Source organism: Luteimicrobium subarcticum (assembly GCF_002798015.1).
Lineage (GTDB): Bacteria > Actinomycetota > Actinomycetes > Actinomycetales > Cellulomonadaceae > Luteimicrobium > Luteimicrobium subarcticum.
The window spans coordinates 168,931-187,832 of record NZ_PGTZ01000007.1; the positions used below are offsets into that span (position 1 = coordinate 168,931).

Sequence of the window (18,902 nt, forward strand, 5' to 3'; positions counted from 1 at the left end):
GCGTCACCACCGGCCGCGGTGGACGACGTCGTCGGCGGGCCGGCGGGGTCGTCGTGCGGCCGACCCGCGCACGGGGGTTCCCGCTTCGGGGTGGCCGAGGGTGATCGCGCCGACCGGGTCGTGGTCGTCGGGGATCCCGAACGCGGCACGTACGGCGGCGTCGGCCTCGGGCGGGATCCCGAAGAACAGCGCGCCCAGGCCCTCGTCGACGGCGGTCTGCAGGATCAGCAGGCTCGCCATCGCGACGTCCATGTCCCAGAACGGCTTCGACCAGCGGGACTCGTCCCGGTCCGTCCAGCCCTTGTCGGGCTCGGCGTAGCGCTCGAGGTACGCGGCCTTGCTGCTGCACGGGATCACGACGACCGGCGCGCGCATCATGCCCGTGAGCCACGCGTCGGGGCGGGACGTGTCCGCGGTCGCCTCCCAGAACCGGCGGACGTCGGCCGCCTGGTCGAGCACGAGGAACCCCCAGCCCTGGCTGAACCCGGCGCTCGGAGCCCGCTGGGCGTTGTGGAGGGCACGCTCGACGACGCGCGGGTCGACGGGCGCGTCGCTGTAGCGGCGGACCATGCGGCGGCGGTCCACGACGCTCTGGAACTCCATGGGTCACGTCCTCCGGACCGCGGCGGGCGCGGTGGTCAGGACGTCGGTCATCGCTGCACCTCGCCGTGCGTGACGTACTCGACGGACGTCTCGCTCGCGGGCATGCCCGGGTAGTGGCCCGCGGCCGCCGCCTCGGCCGGGGAGCCGTCGGCCGTCGGGGCGAGCGAGAGCCGCGACACGATGCGGTACCGGTCGCCGCGGTAGACGGAGTGGACGTACTCGACGGGTCGGCCACGCTGGTCGAGCGTGAGGCGTTCGAACATCAGCGCGGCGGAGAACGGCGGGACGCCCATGATGCGGGCCTCCTCCTCGCTCGTGACGGTGGCCTCCATGGCCTGGGTCGCGCTCGCCACACGCACCCCGTGGTGCAGGGCGAGGTGCTCGTAGAAGTCGCCCACCTCGACGTCGGCGGGGTCGAGGCCGGGGACGACGTCGGCCGGGAGGTAGAGGTACTCGATCGCGATCGGCTCGCCGTCGACGAGGCGGAGCCGGGCGACGTGGACCACCGTCGCCGACGGTGACAGGTGGAGACGCCGTCCGACGCGCGGGCCGGCGGGCACGGTCCCGAGGTCGAGCACGCGGCTCGACCAGGCCCCGCCGGCGCGGGGGACCTCGGCGACGGTGTCCTGCGCGACGAGCTCTTGGGTGACCTTGGCGCGCGCGACGAACATGCCGCGCCCGTGCTCGCGGACGACGAGCCCGGCGGCCACGAGCTCGTCGACGGCGGCGCGCAGCGTGGGGCGCGAGACCCCGAGCTGGTGCGAGAGGTCGCGCTCCGACGGGAGGGGATGCCCTGCGGGCTGGGACTCGACCAGCTCGAGGATGTGGTCGCGCACGAGCTCGCGCTTGCGGGTGGGCGCGGGGGTGTCGGGCACGCGCGCTCCCTTCTGGTTGTCGCAGAACTTACCGGTGGTCAGTATGCCACCTCACGGTGGCTGCACGACCGTCGGTCGGAACGATTCGGCCTCGGATCGCCCCTCTCGCGCGGCAGAGACGTCAGAAACCGACATGAACGAACCCCTTGACGCCGCGGTGCGCTGCGTGTCATCTTCCTCTCATTACTTACCAGTTGACCAACTGGTAAACAACGAGGCGAGGTGAATCATGAGGAAGCTCCGCACCGCCGGCGCGGCCGCGGCGACGGCAGCGGCCCTGGCCCTGACCGTCGCGGCCTGTTCGTCCGACGAGGGTTCGGGCGACACCGGCACGAGCACGCAGGGAGCCACGACGATCGACGTCTGGCTCATGCGCGACAGCATCTCCGACGACTTCCAGAAGGAGTTCGTCGCCGGGTTCGAGAAGGCGCACCCGGACGTCACGGTCGACGTCCAGGTCCAGGAGTGGGACGGCATCGGCCAGAAGATCATCTCCGCGCTGGCCAGCGACGACGCCCCCGACGTGATCGAGGTGGGCAACACGCAGGTCGCCCAGTACGGCGCCAGCGGCGGCCTCGCCGACCTCACCGACAAGGTGAGCGACCTCGGCGGCTCGTCCTGGATCCCCGGGCTCGCCGAGCCCGGGAACATCGACGGCAAGCAGTACGGCATCCCGTACTACGCCGCGAACCGCGTCGTCCTCTACAACAAGGACCTCTTCACGAAGGCGGGGATCACCACACCGCCGAAGACGCGGGACGAGTGGCTCAAGGACACCAAGGCGCTCGACACCGGCGGCAACCAGGGGATCTACCTCGCCGGTCAGAACTGGTACACCTACGCCGGCTTCCTGTGGGACGAGGGCGGCGACCTCGCGACAAACGACGGCGACACCTGGAAGGGCGGCCTCGACACCCCGGCCGCCGCTGCGGCGATGGACTTCTACGGCACGCTCCAGAAGCTCGGCAAGGGTCCGCAGGACGCCGACGAGCAGCACCCGCCGCAGATCGACGTCTTCGCGACCGGCAAGGTCGCGCAGATGATCGCGACGCCCGGTGCCGCCACCCAGGTCACCGCCGCGAACGCCGCCATGGCGGACAAGATCGGGTTCTTCCCGATCCCCGGCAAGACCGCCGACCAGCCCGGAGCGGTCTTCACCGGTGGGTCGGACCTCGTGATCCCGACCGCCGCCGCGCACCCCGACCAGGCGTACACCTTCATCAAGGAGCTCACCGGGGACGAGTGGCAGAAGAAGCTCGCCGTCGCCATGAGCTACGTCCCCAACAAGACCACGCTCGCCGGCGTCCTCGCCGACGACCCCGGCGCCGCGGCGATGGCGGTGGGCGCCGCCAACGGGCACGCCACGCCCAACTCGCCGAACTGGGCCGCCGTCGAGGCGAACAACCCCGTCAAGAACTACATGACGCAGGTGCTGACAGGGGCGGACCCGGCCGCCGCCGGCACGACCGCGTCGGACGCGATCACGAAGACGCTCAATGCGTCGAGCTGAGCTGGAGGGGGTCGTGGGAGGCGCCGTATCTCCCGCGTCCCACGACCCCCTCCTTCCCGAGGGGCGGTCCCCGCGGACCGCCCCCACCACCGGGGCGGGCGCCGGGACGCCCGCCCCGGTGCGGCGGACGCGGGCCAACCCCTGGCCGTACGTCCTCGTCGCGCCCGCGGTCGTCGCGATCGGTCTCGTCCTCGGCTACCCCGTGGTCCGCAACGTCGTCATGTCGTTCCAGGACTACGGCCTGCGCGAGCTGATCCGTGGGGGAGCCTCGTTCGTCGGGCTCGACAACTACGCCGAGCTGCTCACCGACGGCACCTTCTGGGGCGTCGTCGTCCGCACGCTCGCGTTCACCGCGATCGACGTCGTCCTCATCATGGTGCTGTCGACCCTGGTGGCACTCATGATCAACGCGCTCGGCCGCGTCCTGCGGTTCGGCGTGATGGCCGGGCTCGTCGTCGTGTGGGCGACGCCGATCATCGCCGCCACCACCATCTGGCAGTGGCTCTTCCAGTCCGAGCGCGGAGTGGTCAACGCGACGCTCGTCGCGCTCGGGCTGGACCGGTTCGACGGCTACTCGTGGCTCGCCCACGGGCCCGCGGCGTTCGCCATGCTCGTCCTGCTCATCGTCTGGCAGTCCGTGCCCTTCGCCGCCCTCACGCTCTACGCCGGCCTCACGACCGTGCCGCACGAGCTGTTCGAGGCGGCCCGGATCGACGGGGCGTCCGGCTTCCGGCTGTTCCGGTCCGTGACGTTCCCGATCCTGCGACCCCTGTTCGGGCTCATCACCTCGCTCGAGGTGATCTGGGTGTTCAAGGCGTTCGCCCAGATCTGGGCCGTCACCCAGGGCGGGCCCGACGACGCGACCACCACCCTGCCCGTCTACGCCTACCAGGTCGCGCAGTCGCTGCACCGGTACGGGCTCTCGGGGGCGATCTCCGTCGTCACCGTCGTGATGCTCACGCTCCTGCTGCTCGTGTACTTCCGTCAGACCTTGCGCCAGGAGGGCGACCGATGACGACAGACACCGTCCCCACCTTCGTCGCCGGTCCCGCCGGCCCTGGAGCCGCGACGACCGCCGGACGGCGGCGCCGCCGCCTGCGGCCCGGACGCGTCGCGCTCGGCGCAGCGGCCGTCGTGACGATCCTCGCGTCCGTCTTCCCCGTGTACTGGATGGTCCGGACGGCGCTCGAGCCGACCCGCGACCTCCAGGCGGGATCGGTCACGCCGTGGCCCCGCGCCCTGACGCTCGACCACTTCCGGACGGCCCTCGCCGCAGACGGCTTCTGGGCGTTCTGGCGCAACAGCCTGTTCGTCACGCTCGGGTCGGTGCTCGTCGCGCTCGTCGTGGCGGCGCTCGCCGCGTTCGCCGTCGCACGCCTGCGCTGGCGCGGACGAGGCGTGTTCGTGCTCGTGGTCTTCGCCGCCCAGATGGCGCCCTGGGAGGCGCTCCTCATCCCCATGTACATCGTCGTCCGGGACGTCGGCATGCTCGACCGGCTCGTGACGCTCCTCGTCATCTACACGGTCGTCACGCTCCCGTTCACGATCCTCACGATCCGTGGGTTCCTCGACGCGATCCCCGTCGAGCTCGAGGAGGCTGCGCGCGTCGACGGGTGCTCGCGGGCCACGGCGTTCCGGCGGATCGTCTTCCCGCTGCTCGCGCCCGGCCTCCTGTCGACCTCGCTGTTCGGGTTCATCACGGCGTGGAACGAGTTCGCGTTCGCCAACACGCTCCTCATCAAGAACCAGGACAGCCGGACGCTGCCGGTGTGGCTGTCGTCGTTCAACAACGTGTTCGGCACGGACTGGGGAGCCACGATGGCCGCGTCGACGCTGTTCATGCTGCCTGTGCTGCTGGTGTTCGTCGTCCTCCAGAACCGTGTCACGGGCGGTCTGACGGCAGGGGCGGTCAAGGGATGAGCGCCGTCCCCGCCTCGGTCCCCTCCGCGAGCCCCGTGCCGGCCCTCGTCCCCGCGCCGCGTTCCTGGCGCCCCCGCCCCGGCGTCCACGTCGTCGACGAGCGCGCCGAGCTGCACACCGATCCCGCGCTGGCCGGCGAGGCCCGGCGGCTGCGCCGCCTGCTCGGCGCGGGCGGCGGGCTCGACCTCGAGCCGGCGGGACGGATCTCCGCCACCATCCGTCTCCGGACCGACGAAGCGCTCGGGCTCGAGGCCTTCGCCCTCGACGTCCGGCCCGACCGGATCGAGGTGCGCGCGGGCGGGCCGGCCGGCGCCTCCTACGCGATCGAGGCGCTGCGTCAGCTCCTGCCGCCCGACGCGTACCGCCGCGCCGTCGTCGCGCCTCCGCCCTGGGAGGTCCCGTGCGGCACGATCGAGGACGAGCCCGTCCTCGCGTGGCGGGGCGTCCTGCTGGACGTCGTCCGGCACTTCCTGCCCGTGCGCGAGGTGCTGCGGTTCATCGACCTCATGGCGATGCACCGCCTCAACATGCTCCAGCTCCACCTGTCCGACGACCAGGGCTGGCGGCTCGAGATCGACGGGTTCCCCGAGCTCACGTCGGTCGCGTCCTGGCGGCGGGCGTCGCAGGTCGGGGCGGGGGACGACGCCCCCGACGACGGGCGGCCGCACGGCGGGTTCTACTCGCGGGCGGACGTCGCCGAGATCGTCGCGTACGCCGCCGAGCGGCACGTCACGATCGTCCCGGAGATCGACCTGCCGGGCCACGTCCAGGCGCTCGTCGCCGCACGTCCCGACCTGGGCGCAGGGCTCGACCGTGCTCCGGGGGGCGGCGTCGTCGCCCCCGAGGTCTGGACGCGGTGGGGGATCTCCGACCACGTGCTCGGGCTCTCCGACCACGTCCTCGAGACCGTGGGCGCGATCCTCGACGACGTCCTCGACCAGTTCCCCGGGCCGGTCCTGGCGCTGGGCGGCGACGAGTCGCCCAAGGTGCGCTGGCGGCGGGACCCGGACGTCCGACGGCGGCTCGCCGAGCTCGGGCTGACCCGCGACGCCGACGCCCAGAACTGGCTCCTCGACCGGCTCGCGCAGCGGGCACGGGCACGCGGGCGCCGCGTCCTGCTCTGGGACGAGGTGCTGGAGGGCGCACCCGTCCGCGACGCGGTCGTCGCCTCCTGGCGTGGTGCGCACGGCATCGGCACCGGACTCGCCCGGGGGTACGACGTCGTGGCCGCGCCCGCGGACGAGGTCTACCTCGACTACCGCGAGTCGGACGACCCCCGTGAGCCCGTCCCCGTCGGGGTCGTCACGGACGTCGACCGCGTGCTCGCCTTCGACCCGCGTCGCGGCGTCACCGGCGACGAGCCCGGCCGCCTGCTCGGCGCGCAGGCGCACGTGTGGACCGAGCACGTCGACTCGCCGCGCGCCCTCGACTACCGCGTGTTCCCGCGGCTCGCGGCGTTCGCCGAGGTCGTGTGGCGCGGCGGTCCGTCCGACCCGGCGGACTTCCGTTCCCGGCTGGCGACCCACGAACGCCGCCTGGAGGCCTGCGGTGTCGAGCTGCGCCGCGCCGACGGGCCGCAGCCCTGGCAGGAACGCCCGGGCGTGGCCGGCTCACCGCTCGAGCGGCACGAGCTCGACGCGCACCTGCGGCGCCTCGTCGGCCTGGCGCCCTCCCTCGACCGCACCCCGCTCCGGGGCGGGGACACGGCTCCACGACGGAGCCGTGTCGTCCGATAGTCCGCACCACGCACCTCTGGAAAGGAACCACCATGTCTGGCACGTCCCGCCTGTCCACCAGAGCTCGAACAGCGACGTCCGTCCTCGCGGCGGCCGGTCTCGTCGGCGCCGCCCTCACCGCCTTGCCGGCCTGGGCCGGCGGCAACGCCGACGCGTTGAGCGTGCAGTACCGCACCAGTGCCACGGGCGCCACGGCCGACCAGGCCGAGCCATGGTTCCAGGTGACCAACACCGGGAGCACCACCGTGCCGCTCAGCACGGTGACCGTCCGGTACTACTTCAGGGCCGACGCCGCAGGCACGACCTACCGCTTCGCGTGCTCCTGGGCGGTGAAGGGGTGCGCGAACATCACCGGCACCTTCGGCACGCTCGCCAACCCGACCGCGACCGCCGACCGCTACCTGGAGATCGGGTTCACCGCCGGCGCGGGGTCGCTCGCCCCGGGTCAGAGCACGGGCGACATGCAGCTGCGCTTCTACCGATCGGACTGGCAGACCCTCCGGCAGTCCGACGACTACTCGTTCAACGGCTCCCAGACCTCCTACGCGAGCTGGGACAAGGTGACGCTGCAGAAGTCCGGCGCGGTGGTCTGGGGCACGGCGCCGGGAGGCAGCACGCCGACCCCGACGCCCACGTCCACGAGCACCCCCACTCCGACGCCGACGCAGACCACCGGACCCGTCGGGGCGGCGCTCTTCGACGACTTCTCCTACACGTCGAGCTCGGACGCGGCGATCGCCCAGCACGGCTGGACGGTCAAGTCAGGCCAGGGTGGCCCGGGCGTGTCCGGGGCGACCTGGTCGCCGCAGGACGTCACGTTCGTCGCCGACGGAGCGACCAACAAGGTCATGAACCTGCGGCTCACCACGGACGGCACCGCGGCCGGCACCAAGGAGACCGAGATCCAGACCGCGGCGCGCAAGTTCAAGAACGGCACCTACGCCGCGCGCGTGAGGTTCGACGACACCCCGACGGGCGGGCCCGACGGCGACCACGTCAACCAGACGTTCTTCACGTTCACGCCGCTCAACGCTCCGATGGACCTGAGCTACAGCGAGCAGGACTTCGAGTACCTGCCCAACGGCGGCTGGGGCGAGACGCAGAACATCATGTACGAGACGTCGTGGGAGACCTACAACCCGGACCCGTGGAACGCGGTCAACGCGCACGGCCAGCAGTACGGCAGCCTGGACGGATGGCACGACCTCCAGATCACCATCGACAACAGCAACATCACGTACTTCATCGACGGGAACCAGGTCGCCCAGCACGGCGAGCCCTACCTGCCCGAGACGCCGCAGTGGATCGACTTCAACCACTGGCTGATCGACCTGGCCGGCCAGACCAGCAGCACCTCGCGCTCGTACGACGAGCAGGTCGACTACGTGTACTTCGCGAAGGACACCGTGCTGACGCCCGCGCAGGTGCGGGCGCAGGTCGCCGCCTACCGCACGGCCGGAACGAGCTTCACGGACACCGTCCCGGCGTCCTGACCGCTGTCGCCGGCTCGCCGAGAACGTGAGAGGGGACCTTCCGGACGTCCGGAAGGTCCCCGATCACGTTCTCGGCAGACGGGTGAGCGTGCGCCTTCGCCGGTGGCGTCAGGCGCGCGGCGCCCCGTGCACCACGGGTGAGCCCAGGCGACGGCGGACGACGAGGAGCGTCCCTCCCGCGAGGACGAGCGCGAACGCCGCCAGCGCGACCGGCGCGTCGGACGAGCCCGTCTCGGCGAGCGACCCGGAGTACACGTCGCAATCGGTCGTCGCGCCGAGCGGCAGCGTGAACGACACGGGGTCGAGCGTCTCGCCCGCCTGGTAGTAGCCCGCGAACGCGGCGGCACCGGCGGCGGTGAGCGACGCGGGGGCGTTCGTCCAGGACGCCGTGGAGCCCGACACGCCGCCGTGGCCGGCGAGGCTCACCGTCGCGAACGCGACGCCGGTCTGCGAGGACTTCGTGCCCTGCATGTCGCTGCTCGAGACGTCCACGACGAGCGTGGCCGACGAGGCGCTGGTGACCTGCACGCGCGGGTTCGCCAGGCGCAGGTCGAGGACGCCCTCGTGCCCGGTGAACCGGACGGTCCCGGCGAACGACGCCCGGCCGACGGTCGCGCCGGTGTTGAACGTCCCCGCGCCGCCGGACCAGACGAACGTCCCGCCGGTGCTCGTCGCGCCGCCCGACGCGCTGACGCTGCCGTCTGCGATCGGTCCGGTGACGTAGTCGACGAAGCCCTGCTTGACGCCCCACCGCAGCGTGGCGCCGGACACCGTCCGGGCGGAGCACTGCTGCGTGGTGGTGTCCGTGCCGGCAGCACCCGCGGAACTGTCAGCCGCGACCACCGTGAGGTCGGCAGCGACCGCGTGGTCCGCACCCTGGAGGATCAGGGTGTGCTGCCCGGCGGGCAGGTCGGCGGGGATCGTGACCGTGGCGGTCGCGGCGCCGGACGCGTCGGCCGTGACGCCCGTCGCGAGCGTCTGCGGCGTCGAGTGCACGACGACCGTGAGGCCCTTCTCGGAGGCGCCGAAGCCGGTGCCGGAGATGGTCACGTCGTCGCCGGGCTGCACGGTCGACGCGGACAGCGTCGCGGCCGTGCTCCCGGTCGAGCCGCCGTCGCCCGAGCCGGACCCGCCGTCGGAGCCCGAGCCGGAGCCCGAGGTGGGGTCGTCGGGCGGCGTGGCGGTGGACGTCGCCCCGACCGTGAAGGTGACGGGGTCGAGCGCCGTGCCGGCCGTGTAGAAGCCGGAGAACGCGGACGCGCCCGCCGCGGTGAGCGACGCCGGGACGTTCGTCCAGGTGAGCGCGCCGCCCGACGTGGTGACCTTCGCGGCCGACAGGTCGAGCGTCGCGATGCGGACGGACTTCGTGTCGAACGACGTGCCGTCGAGCGACGAGCCGCGCACGTCGACGACGAGCGCACCCTTCGACGCGCTGGTCAGCTCGACGCGCGGTGCCGTGAGGGACAGGTCGAGCGCACCCTCGTGGCCGGTGAAGCGCACGGTGCCGCGGTACCCGGCGTCACCGGTGCGGTCCGTGGCGTCGACGTCCGCGGACGACTGCGGGAACGTGAACGTGCCGCGGCCGGTCGCGGACGCGCCGCCCGACGTGGTCACGGTGCCGCCCGCGATCGGACCGGTCACGTACTGCCGGAACGACTCCTTGACGCCCCAGGTGAGCTTGCCGGTCGTGGCCGGCGTGCTCGTGGGCGTGCTGGTCGGCGTCGCGGTGGGGCTGCTGGTTGGCGACGCCGTGGGCGTCGGGGTGCTCGTCGGCGAGGCGGTCGGGGTCGGCGAGCTCGTAGGCGTCGACCCGGCCTTGACGGTGATGGGGGCGAACGCGTCGAGCGACCGGTCGGTCGCGGAGAGCGCGTGCGCGGCGGAGGTGGCGACCTGGTAGGTGGTGCCGGGCTTGAGGGTGCCGGCGGTGACCTTGACGGTGGTGGTGAAGGCGCCGTCCGTGATCTGGGCGGGCATGACCCAGGCGAGGCCGAGGGCGCCGGTCTGGACGAGGGGGCCTTCGCCGTGCCAGTCGGCGGCGGTGTTGACCAGGACGTAGGCGCCGTTGACGGCGCCGGGGCCGGTGAAGCCGGTGCCCTGGACGGTGAAGGTGTTGTCGACGCCGGGGTCGACGTCCGTGGCGGGGCTGACCGTGACCTTCGGAGCGGCGGCCGGCACCGTCGGCGTGGGCGTGGGCGTGGGCGTGGGCGTGGGCGTGGGCGTGGGTGTGGGCGTGGGCGTGACGGCCTTGACGGTGAGCGGTGCGAACGCGTCGAGCGTCCGGTCCGTCGCGGACGCGGCACCGGTCGCGGACGTCCCGACCTGGTAGTCGGTGCCCGCGACGAACGAGCCGGCGGGGACGGTCAGCGTGGTGCTGAACGCACCGTCGTGGATGTCGGTGGCGCGGACCCAGGCGAGGGTGAGCCAGCCGTTGCGCGGCAGTGCGCCTTCGCCGTGCCAGACGGACGTGGCGCCGAGGACGACGTACACGCCGCCGGCGGACGCGACGTCACCGACGTACCCGGTGCCGGACACCGTGAAGGTGTTCGAGACTGCGGGGTCGATGTCGGACGCGGGGGTCACGGTGAGCTTCGGGTCCGGGGCGGGAGCCGGCGCCTTGACGGTGATGGGTGCGAACGCGTCGAGCGTGCGGTCGGTCGCGGAGAGCGCGTGCGCGGCGGAGGTGGCCACCTGATACGTCGTGCCGACCTGGAGCGTCCCGGCGGGGACGTTCACCGTCACGGTGAACGCGCCGTCGGTGATCTGCTGCGGCTGGACCCAGGCCTGAGCGACCCAGCCGTCCAGCGTGAGGGGTCCCTCGCCGCGCCACGCGGTGTCCGGGCCGATGAGCACGTACGCGCCGTACTTCGCGCCGTCGCCGACGTAGCCGGTGCCCTGGACGGTGAACGTGTTGTCGACGCTCGGGTCGACGTCCGTCGCAGGGGTGACGGTCAGCGTGGGTCGGTCTGCGGCGCGCGCGGGCGACGACACGCCGACGAGCGTGAGCGCGGCGAGCAGCACGGCGACGAGGGCGGCGGCGACCGCTGCCGTCCGCGAACCGTGACGCGGGGTGGTGAGGGACACCGGGACTCCTGGTCTCGTGGTGGGCGGCAGGGCGAAGGCGGCGCCACGCGACCCCCCGGACACGTGACGCCGCCACCGGGAGAGAGTTAATCAGGTAAGGCTAACCAAAGCAAGGTCTACCTAAGTCGTCTCGTTCAGCGAGACGCCGGCGTCGTCGCACGCGTGTGCGCGCGCACCGGGACGACGAGCGGCGCACCGCCGTGCGGATGCTCGAGCACCTCGACCGGGAAGCGCCAGACATCGCTGAGCAGCGACGCCGTGAGGACCTCGCGCGTCGGCCCGCACGCCCGCACGCGGCCCTCGGAGACAACGGTCACGCGGTCCGCGTAGGCGGCCGCGAGACCCAGGTCGTGCACCACCACGACGACCGCACCGCCCGCCCGGGCGTGCTCGCGCGCGAGCTGCAGCACCAGCTCCTGGTGCCCGAGGTCGAGCGCCGCCGTCGGTTCGTCGAGCAGCAGGACGCCTGTGCGCTGCGCCAGGACGCGGGCGAGCGCGACGCGCGCCCGCTCGCCACCCGACAGGCTCGGGACCGTCCGCGCGGCCAGGTGCGTCACGTCGACGGCCGCCATCGCGCTCGCGACGGCGTCGTCGTCGTCGTCCTCGGCGGCGGTCCGTGCCCACGGCGCCCGACCCATCCGGACGATCTCCTCGGCGGTGAACGGGAACGACACCGTCACCTGCTGGAGCAGCACCGCGCGGCGCCGGGCGAGCCCGGTCGGGTGCCACGCCCCGACCTCGCGGCCGTCCACCGTCACCGTGCCGGCCTCGGGGACGAGGTCGCCCGTCAGGACGCCGAGCAGCGTGGACTTTCCGGCGCCGTTCGGGCCGAGCAGCGCGTGGACCTCGCCCGCACGGACGGCGAGGTCGGCGTCGTCGAGGACGAGCCGTCCGCCGCGTTCGAGCCGCACGCCGGTGACCTGTGCCAGCAGCGTCCCGGCCGGGTGCGACGACGGGGGCAGGCCGTCGTCCGCTGTGCGGGGGCGACCGGCGCGCACGGGACGCAGCGCCTCGCGCCACCGCCCGCTCATGCCCAGCCTCCCTGCGACGCACGCGTGCGGCGCAGCAGCCAGAAGAAGAACGGTCCGCCGACGAGCGACGTGATCATGCCGAGCGGCAGGTCGACGTTGTCGACGAGGGTCCGGGCGACGAGGTCGGCGGCCAGCAGGACGACCGCCCCGCCGAGGGCCGCCGCGGGGATCAGGGTGCGGTGGCTCGGACCGAGCACCATGCGCACGAGGTGCGGCACGACGAGCCCGACGAACGCGATGATCCCGGTGAACGCGACGCCCGCGGAGACGAGCAGCGCGACGAGCACGATCGCGACCTGGCGCAGCCGCTCGACGTCCACGCCGAGGTGCCGGGCGGCACGCTCGCCGAGGGTCAGGAGGTCGAGCCGGCGCCGGAGCAGGAAGGCGCCGACGACGCCGACGACCGCGACCGGGAGGGCCACCGCCACGGCGTTCCACGTGGAACCGCCGAGCGAGCCGAGCTGCCAGAACACGATCTGGTCGCGCGCCGCGGAGTCGGCCACGAGGACGAGCAGCGCGAGCAGGCCGCCTGCGACCGCGTTCACCGCGATACCGGTCAGCACGAGGGTCACGACCTCCGTCCGGCCGTTCGACCGCGCGAGCCCGTAGACGAGCGCGGTCGTCAGGATCCCGCCGACGAACGCCGCCGCCGCGACCCACGACCCGGGCACCAGCGCGCCCGCGGTCACCATGACCGTCGCCGCGCCCACGGCCGCCCCGGACGACACCCCGATGACACCCGGGTCGGCCAGCGGGTTGCCGAAGACGCCCTGCATGAGGGCCCCCGCGGTCGCGAGCGCCGCCCCGACCACGATCGCCATGACGACGCGCGGGAACCGCACGAGCCACAGCGCGTTCTCGCCCTGCGGGTGGTGGGGGAGGGGCCCGACGTCGAGCCCGACGTGGTGTGCGAGCGACCCGAGCACCTCCGTCGGCGTGACCGGCACCTGTCCGAGCATCCCCGACACGACCGTCAGCACGACCAGGACGACACCCAGCCCGCCGAGGAACCAGGCGGTCCGGCGGCGGTGCGGCGGCGCGACGACGCGCGCCGGGGTCGAGGTCACGGCCGGCTCAGCTCTCGCTGTACAGGGCCGTCACGAGCGCGCGGAGCGTCGCACCCGTGCGCGGGCCGAACGTCAACAGCTCGGAGCCGTCCATGTCGACGACCCGCTTCGCCTCGCCCGCAGGCGTCTGCGCGATGCCCGGGATCTTCAGCATGGCCTTCAGGCCGCCCGCCGACGCGAGCCCGTCCGTCATGACGAGGTACGCGTCCGGTGCCGCGCCGATCATGGCCTCCGCGGTCACGGGGACGTACTCGCGCGTCAGCCCGATCGCGGTGCCGGCGTCCTGCGCGCCGATCGCCTCGACGAGCTGGTCCGCACCCGAGCCGGGGCCGAACAGCATCGTGATGTTGGAGCCCCGCAGGTACACGAACGCGACCCGCGGCGTGCCCGCGTCGGTCGGGACCGTCTGCCGGGCGGCGCAGACCTCGTCCTCGGTGCGCTGGGCGAGCGCCTTCCCGTCCGCGGCGACGCCCAGCGCGGCCGCGACGTCCTCGATGCGCGGGCCGATGCCCGCGATCGTCCGCTCGGGGTCGAACAGCACGACCGGGACGCCCGACGCCGCCAGCTGGTCGCGCGTCGAGTCGGTGAGGATCGAGTCGTCCGTGAGGATGACCGTCGGGTCCAGGTCGAGGATCGCCTCGACGTTCAGCCCGTGCCCGTCCTTCGTGACGACGGGGACGTCCTTCGCCTCCGGGAAGCCCGTCGAGATGTCCCGGCCCACGAGGTGGTCGCCCAGGCCGAGGCTGAACACCGTCTCGCCCAGCGTCCCGTACAGGTCGACGGCGACGATCCGGTCGGCGCTGCGGACCGTCACCGTGCGGCCGTCCGCGCTGTGGACCGTCACGGGGAGCTGCGGGTCCGGGGACGTCGTGATCGGCCGGATCGGGTCGTCGCCCGCGTCCGCGGTGCGTGGACCGGGTGCGAGGTCGACGGCCGTGCGGTCCTTTGGCGCGACGACGGGGCTGCAGGTCGCGACACCGGACGGACTGGCGAACGGCTCCGCCGTGCCGGAGGTCGCGGTGTCGGCGGTCGTCGCCGTCGCCGTCGCCGTCGCCGTCGCCGTCGCCGTCGACGACGACGACGTGGCGCCGCCCGCAGCGCCGGCGCCGAGGCCGGGCTGCTCGATCGGGGTGCAGGCCGCGAGAGCCGTCAGCACGACGGCTGGGGCGACGGCGGCACCCTGGCGTCGGAGGGTGCTCCGGCGTCGAGCGGGCGCGGTCGAGCGAGCGGCGGGCCGCCGCGGGTCGTGCTGGTCCATCTCAGCAGTGCACCGTGCCGAGGTCGGCGAACATCGCGGCGTTGAGCCGGAAGGCGACGCACGCCTCGTCGACGGCGCGGTCCGCCTCGTCCGCCGTGAGCGCGAGCGCGTCGAGGCGCTCGCGGTACAGGTCCTTGAACGGCTTCGCCTTGGGGATCTCGTCGAACGTGTAGAACGCGAGCCCGGCGGGGCCGAGGTCGTAGTGGCGCTCGAGCATGCGCTTGATGATCTGGCCGCCCGACAGGTCGCCGAGGTAGCGCGTGTACGCGTGCGCGGCGTACCGGGGGAGGTCGGCGCCGACGCCCTGGAGGTGGGTGACGTACTCGAGCGTGGCCGGGTGGAGCGTGATGCGCTCCGACCAGTCCGGGCCGAGCAGGAAGTCGAGGTCGCGCTCGATGGACGGCGTGCGCGTGAGCTCGTCGAACACGAGGTTCGCGCCGCGGGGGTCCTGGACGGCGACGGCGCTCTCCGTCTCCAGCGCGCGGTAGACCGCGAGCTGCTGGGCGGCGAGGTCCGCGTACGCGGCGACGTCGAGGCGTCCCTCGAGGAGGCTGCCGACGAACCCGGACGCCTCGGCGCGCTCGTGCTCCTCGCGGGTTCCTTCGCGCAGCAGGAGGGAGAGGGGGACGTGCGTGTCGGTCCAGGTGGCGACAGGGACAGCGGTCATGGTGCGTCAGGCTCCGGCGGGTCGGGTCGGGCGAGCCGGTGCTCGGGCGTGTGCTCGGGTGGGCTCGGTCGATGCTTGTGCACGAGCCGCGTCCTGACAGCCCGTCCGCAAACTGTACGACACGAACTTAGGTATGCCTACCCTCTGTGAGCCTCGCCTCACTGCCAGGCGCGCCGGGGACCGGCGGCGGGAGCGGGGGGACGGTCAGGCGGCCACGGTGTCCGCGCCGACGGCACGCAGCACGAACGTCTCCGCGGCATCGATGGCGCGCCCCCGTGCGCCTGGCTCCTCCGGGATGACGCGGCCCGACAGGCACGCGTTGACGAGCGTCACCGTGACCTCGACGTCCTGCTCGGGGAGCTCGCCGCGGGCGATGCCCTCCTCGAGGATGTGCCGCAGGATGTTCTCGACCACGACCGCGTGCTCCCGCACCCGCGACTGCGCGGGACGGGACAGGATGGTCCGCAGGTCGGGGCCCGGCGCGAGGTGGAACACGCGCTTGAGGCGCGCCTGCTGGCGGACGTAGGTGCGGAGCTGCTCGACGGGGTCGTCGATGTCCTGGAGAGCCCGCTCGAGCGTCGCGACGTACTGCGTCGTCTCGTGCGTGATGAACCCGAGCAGCATCGCTTCCTTGTCGGGGAAGTGGTTGTAGACGGCCGTGCGGCCGACGCCCGCGGCTGAGGCGATCTCCGCCAGGGTGATGGTGTCGAAGCCGCGGTCGGTCATCAGCGTGGACAGTGCGGCGAACAGCTTCTGTCGTGTCTGTGCGCGGTGCTCGTGCAGAGACCCACCGATGATCTTGGGCATGCTGACACGGTAGCACCGGGTTGTCAGATCGCGGTGCGGGCGGGAGCCCGCGTCAGGCTGCCGTGGGTGGAGGGTCGGACGCCGAGCGGGCAGCGTCCGCGGGCGGCGGGGGCCCCCGCGCCCTCCCCGGTGGCGATGCCGACCTGTCTGAGTAGGGTCGTCAGCAGGGCCCGCGAGGGGGTCGAGGAACGCTGACGAGGACGAGGTGCCGCCCATGACTGCCGACCATCCGACCGTCTCAAGACTCAACTTCCGGGTGGTGCTCATCTCGGTCGGGGCGGCGCTCGGTGGCTTCCTGTTCGGCTTCGACACGTCGGTCATCAACGGTGCCGTCGACGCCCTGAACGACGAGTTCAACATCACGAACACGGCGATGCAGGGCTTCGCCGTGTCGTCCGCCCTGCTGGGCTGTGCGATCGGCGCGTGGTTCGCGGGCAGCCTGGCGAACAAGATGGGCCGCATCCCCGTGATGGTGATCGCGGCCTTCTTGTTCTTCTCGTCGTCGATCCTCACGGGCCTCGCCCCGAACGTGCCGCTCTTCATCGCCTGGCGCATCCTCGGTGGGCTCGGGGTGGGCGCCGCGTCGGTCATCGCGCCCGCGTACATCGCGGAGGTGTCGCCGGCGCGGGTCCGCGGGCGCCTGGGGTCGTTGCAGCAGCTCGCGATCGTCCTCGGTATCTTCGCGGCGCTCCTGTCGGACACGCTGCTGACGAACATCGCGGGCAGCGCGAGCGACACCCTGTGGTGGGGTCTCGAGGCGTGGCGCTGGATGTTCTTCGTGACGGCGATCCCGGCGCTGGTCTACGGGCTGGCGGCGTGGGGCCTGCCGGAGTCGCCGCGCTACCTCGTCCACAAGGGCGACTACGACAAGGCCTCCCGGGTGCTGCACGACTTCAGCGGTGAGCTGGACGTGAACTTCAAGATCCAGGAGATCGAGAAGACCCTCGACAAGGAGAAGAAGGAGTCGCTGCGCGACCTGCGGGGCGACCGCTTCGGCCTCAAGCCGATCGTCTGGGTGGGCATCCTGCTGTCGGTGTTCCAGCAGTTCGTCGGCATCAACGTGATCTTCTACTACTCGTCGTCGCTGTGGCAGTCGGTCGGCTTCGACGAGTCCGACGCGCTCCTGGAGAGCGTCATCACGTCGATCACGAACATCGTCGTGACGATCGTCGCGATCCTGCTGGTCGACAAGGTGGGGCGCCGCATCATGCTCCTGGTCGGCTCGGCCGGCATGGGGGTGTGCCTGTCGACGATGGCCATCGCGTTCTCGCAGGCGACCGCGCCGCCCGGGGGCGGCGACCCGACGCTCGACGGCGCGTGGGGCACGATCGCCCTGGTGGCCGCGAACGGCTTCGTGGTTTTCTTCGGCGCGACGTGGGGCCCGCTGGTGTGGGTGCTCCTCGGCGAGATGTTCCCGAACAAGATCCGCGCGTCGGCGCTCGCGGTGGCCGCGGCGGCGCAGTGGCTGGCGAACTTCTTCATCTCGACGACGTTCCCCAAGTTCGCGGACATCGGCCTGACGTTCGCGTACGGCTTCTACGCGTTCTTCGCGATCCTGTCGTTCTTCTTCGTGTTCTGGCAGGTGCCCGAGACGAAGGGCCGCGAGCTGGAGGACATGACCGAGGACTTCTCGGTCCGCCGCCGCAAGGACACGGCACCCGCCTGACGGCGGTGCCGCCCCGACACTGCCGCCGCTCGACGGTGGCGTCGTCCCGCTAGGGTCGCGTCATGACGGACGACGCGACCCTCCCCGACGCGACCCTCCCCGACGCGACCCTCCCCGACGAGATCGTCCCCGACGACAAGGACTGGACGTGGGTGCTCGAGCGCCCCTGCCCGGAGTGCGGGTTCGACGCGGGGCGCGCGTCGCTCGCGGACGTCGTGACGCTCGTGCGGGACGCGGTCCCGCGCTGGCAGGAGCGGCTGGCGCGCCCGGACGCGACGCAGCGTCCCGACCCGGCCACCTGGTCGCCGCTCGAGTACGGCGCGCACACGCGCGACGTGTTCGACGTCTTCGGGGTGCGCCTGGCGTCGATGCTCGAGTCGGACGCGCCGGAGTTCGCGAGCTGGGACCAGGACGCGACGGCGCTCGCGGACGACTACGCCCACCAGGACCCGGCGGCGGTCGCCAGGGAGCTCGCGGTGACGGGGGAGCGGGTCGCGACGCGCTTCGCGGCCGTCTCGGACGACCAGCTCGACCGTCCGGGCCTGCGCTCGAACGGTTCGCGGTTCACGGTGCTGACGCTGGGCCAGTACTTCGTCCACGACGTGGTGCACCACCTGCACGACGTGGGGGCCTGAGCGCCTCGCCGCTGTCCCGGCCGTCCGCCGTGGCCAGGGGGTCGTTGCGCGCAGCTGCTCTGGTCCGCTGCCCGAGGCTCCGGTCTTCCGGTGGACACCGGATGGTCGGCCGACGTTCACTGTCCACAGATTCTTTCCACAGGCCTGTGGGCGACGGCGTCAGGTCCCGGTTCTTCCTGTGGACGGTCTTGTGGGCCGTCCGGACGCGGAAATCCGCGCGCTGCAGGGGTTGTCGGGTGTGCGGGCGGGGGCTAGAACAGTGGACGGGCGACGTTGCCGGACGAGGCGGCGCAGCCTCCGGTCGAGCGGAGAACGGCACACCTCCACGACACCGTGACGGACGCCGGGGTCACCCCCCGCGGGCGCACGGGGCCATGGGCTGCAGGGCGACGCAGCAGTGTGCGCGGACCCGGGAGGCCGGCCGCGAGAGGTGCGGCCTGTGCAGGTGCCCGACCGGCGCCTGCGAGTGCCCGCACCGAGCTGTGGCGCCACACGGCGTCGTTGGACTAAGCGGCGACGAAGGCCCCCCGGACCGATGCTCCGGGGGGCCTTC

General features: G+C 72.7%; 15 protein-coding genes. 7 read left to right on the forward strand and 8 right to left on the reverse strand.

Translation table 11 applies throughout. The features are described from left to right. Positions 1-3 precede the first annotated feature (3 nt). Together CLV34_RS05880 and CLV34_RS05885 are read right to left on the reverse strand one after the other, a co-directional pair. Positions 4-603 (reverse strand): nitroreductase family protein, encoded by a 600-nt coding sequence (locus CLV34_RS05880; protein ID WP_100349362.1) that lies wholly within the window; start codon positions 601-603, stop codon positions 4-6. A 47-nt stretch (positions 604-650) separates the two neighbouring features. After that, positions 651-1,478: a GntR family transcriptional regulator gene (locus tag CLV34_RS05885; protein ID WP_100349363.1), complete on the reverse strand. Its 828-nt coding sequence runs from the start codon at positions 1,476-1,478 to the stop codon at positions 651-653. Positions 1,479-1,707: 229 nt separating this feature from the next. Between CLV34_RS05885 and CLV34_RS05890 the strand changes: the two genes are divergently transcribed. From CLV34_RS05890 to CLV34_RS05910, 5 genes are all read left to right on the forward strand, one after another. Beyond that, positions 1,708-2,988: an extracellular solute-binding protein gene (locus CLV34_RS05890; RefSeq protein WP_100349364.1), complete on the forward strand. Its 1,281-nt coding sequence runs from the start codon at positions 1,708-1,710 to the stop codon at positions 2,986-2,988. A gap of 118 nt (positions 2,989-3,106) precedes the next feature. Then, positions 3,107-4,003: a carbohydrate ABC transporter permease gene (locus tag CLV34_RS05895; protein ID WP_245859032.1), complete on the forward strand. Its 897-nt coding sequence runs from the start codon at positions 3,107-3,109 to the stop codon at positions 4,001-4,003. Further along, the gene (locus tag CLV34_RS05900) at positions 4,000-4,908 is read left to right on the forward strand and encodes a carbohydrate ABC transporter permease (protein ID WP_100349366.1); all 909 of its coding nucleotides are present in this window, start codon (positions 4,000-4,002) and stop codon (positions 4,906-4,908) included. Before CLV34_RS05895 ends, CLV34_RS05900 begins: the two co-directional genes overlap by 4 nt. Continuing rightward, positions 4,905-6,644, forward strand: a complete 1,740-nt coding sequence (locus tag CLV34_RS05905) for a beta-N-acetylhexosaminidase (protein WP_100349367.1) — start codon at positions 4,905-4,907, stop codon at positions 6,642-6,644. Before CLV34_RS05900 ends, CLV34_RS05905 begins: the two co-directional genes overlap by 4 nt. 32 nt (positions 6,645-6,676) lie before the next feature. After that, positions 6,677-8,137 carry a cellulose binding domain-containing protein gene (locus CLV34_RS05910; protein ID WP_100349368.1) on the forward strand — a complete coding sequence of 487 codons (1,461 nt, stop codon included), beginning with the start codon at positions 6,677-6,679 and terminating at the stop codon, positions 8,135-8,137. 108 nt (positions 8,138-8,245) lie between these two features. On the opposite strand, the gene CLV34_RS05915 is transcribed toward CLV34_RS05910, so the two are convergent. From CLV34_RS05915 to CLV34_RS05945, 6 genes are all read right to left on the reverse strand, one after another. Then, entirely contained in the window at positions 8,246-11,218 is a 2,973-nt protein-coding gene (locus tag CLV34_RS05915; protein ID WP_157803729.1) for an HtaA domain-containing protein, read from the reverse strand. A 134-nt stretch (positions 11,219-11,352) separates the two neighbouring features. Next, positions 11,353-12,249: a heme ABC transporter ATP-binding protein gene (locus CLV34_RS05925; RefSeq protein ID WP_100349371.1), complete on the reverse strand. Its 897-nt coding sequence runs from the start codon at positions 12,247-12,249 to the stop codon at positions 11,353-11,355. After that, complete coding sequence (locus CLV34_RS05930) at positions 12,246-13,316, reverse strand: FecCD family ABC transporter permease (RefSeq protein WP_100349372.1); 1,071 nt, start codon at positions 13,314-13,316, stop codon at positions 12,246-12,248. The genes CLV34_RS05925 and CLV34_RS05930 overlap by 4 nt, the downstream gene beginning before the upstream one ends. Positions 13,317-13,323: 7 nt before the next feature. Then, complete coding sequence (locus tag CLV34_RS05935; RefSeq protein ID WP_100349373.1) at positions 13,324-14,574, reverse strand: heme/hemin ABC transporter substrate-binding protein; 1,251 nt, start codon at positions 14,572-14,574, stop codon at positions 13,324-13,326. 1 nt (position 14,575) lies between these two features. Beyond that, positions 14,576-15,241 carry a biliverdin-producing heme oxygenase gene (locus CLV34_RS05940; protein ID WP_100349374.1) on the reverse strand — a complete coding sequence of 222 codons (666 nt, stop codon included), beginning with the start codon at positions 15,239-15,241 and terminating at the stop codon, positions 14,576-14,578. Positions 15,242-15,445: 204 nt separating this feature from the next. Next, positions 15,446-16,048 carry a TetR/AcrR family transcriptional regulator gene (locus CLV34_RS05945; RefSeq protein WP_100349375.1) on the reverse strand — a complete coding sequence of 201 codons (603 nt, stop codon included), beginning with the start codon at positions 16,046-16,048 and terminating at the stop codon, positions 15,446-15,448. A gap of 214 nt (positions 16,049-16,262) precedes the next feature. On the opposite strand from CLV34_RS05945, the gene CLV34_RS05950 reads away from it, so the two are divergent. Both CLV34_RS05950 and CLV34_RS05955 read left to right on the forward strand, forming a co-directional pair. Then, a complete protein-coding gene (locus tag CLV34_RS05950) occupies positions 16,263-17,714 on the forward strand; it encodes a sugar porter family MFS transporter (RefSeq protein WP_211289366.1) in 1,452 nt (483 codons plus the stop codon). 62 nt (positions 17,715-17,776) lie between these two features. Further along, on the forward strand, positions 17,777-18,349 hold the full coding sequence (locus CLV34_RS05955; RefSeq protein WP_100349377.1) for a DinB family protein: 573 nt from the start codon (positions 17,777-17,779) through the stop codon (positions 18,347-18,349). Positions 18,350-18,902 lie beyond the last annotated feature (553 nt).